Raw genomic sequence first — 952 nt, 5'->3', positions numbered from 1 at the left:
GATTTGCCGCAAGCAGGGCTGGAAGTTCGACAGCATGACGACGTCCTTCTTCCTGTCGCGGCGCTCGCTCAAGGCTTCGCCCAATTCCGGCATGCCGGTGTGGCAGGACCGGCTGTTCATCGGTCTGGCCCGCACGGCGGCCGATGCGACCGAATATTTCCAGATCCCGACCGGACGTGTCGTGGAAATCGGCACGCAAGTCGCTATTTAAGGCAGATACGGCAGATCTTATGGGCGCGCGCCGTGCCCCGCAGCCGCGAATTCAGTCCGCGACCATTGGATTACAGGCCATTTCCCAAGGAGCCTAGCGTTGCCGGCATGGGAGCCATCACGCGACGGCACTTGATATTGCATTGCAGCAAGCGTAGAGCACCGCGCGTTTATCGGAGTGTCGTACATGGCCCTTGCCAATGCTGGTAGTGAGGCAGAACCCGTCGACCAATCGAGCCATCCGGAAATCGAACAGCATAGCACCAAGGTGCTGATGCTGGGCGCGCTCGGTGTGGTCTATGGGGATATCGGCACCAGCCCTATCTATGCCTTTCGAGAAGCGCTGGTGGCGTCGTCACACGGCACCGTTGCTGATCGCGGCGATATTCTCGGTGTGCTGTCGCTGATCATCTGGTCGCTGACGATTACGGTTACGATAAAATACATCATGTTCGTGCTGCGCGCCGACAACCGCGGCGAAGGCGGCGTGCTGTCGCTGATGGCGCTGGCACGCGGCAGTTTCCCGAAGCGCTCGGCGGTGATTCTGGGCATTGGCATCGTCGGCGCCTCGCTGTTTTTTGGCGATGCGGTCATCACGCCGGCGATTTCGGTGCTTTCGGCGGTCGAGGGCATGAACGTCGTCACGCCTGCTTTCCAGCCTTATGTGGTGCCGCTGACCCTGGTCATCCTCGCCATGGTGTTCGCGGTGCAGCGCTTTGGCACGGGCGGGGTGGGATTGGTG

At 60.9% G+C, this 952-nt stretch carries 1 protein-coding gene and 1 pseudogene; both read left to right on the top strand.

The window, feature by feature from the left end; all coding sequences use genetic code 11:
* Positions 1-211, top strand: a pseudogene (gene trkD, locus EOA36_RS36185) (potassium transporter Kup); the annotation flags it as partial.
* A 186-nt stretch (positions 212-397) separates the two neighbouring features.
* On the top strand, positions 398-952 hold a 555-nt coding region (locus EOA36_RS36180; protein WP_189553565.1), incomplete at its 3' end, for a KUP/HAK/KT family potassium transporter.

The sequence above is a fragment of the Mesorhizobium sp. M8A.F.Ca.ET.021.01.1.1 genome, from assembly GCF_003998025.1.
In the GTDB taxonomy this organism is placed as follows: domain Bacteria; phylum Pseudomonadota; class Alphaproteobacteria; order Rhizobiales; family Rhizobiaceae; genus Mesorhizobium.
The sequence above is the reverse complement of the archived record's forward strand: the minus strand, read 5'-3'. Positions and strand labels throughout refer to the sequence as shown.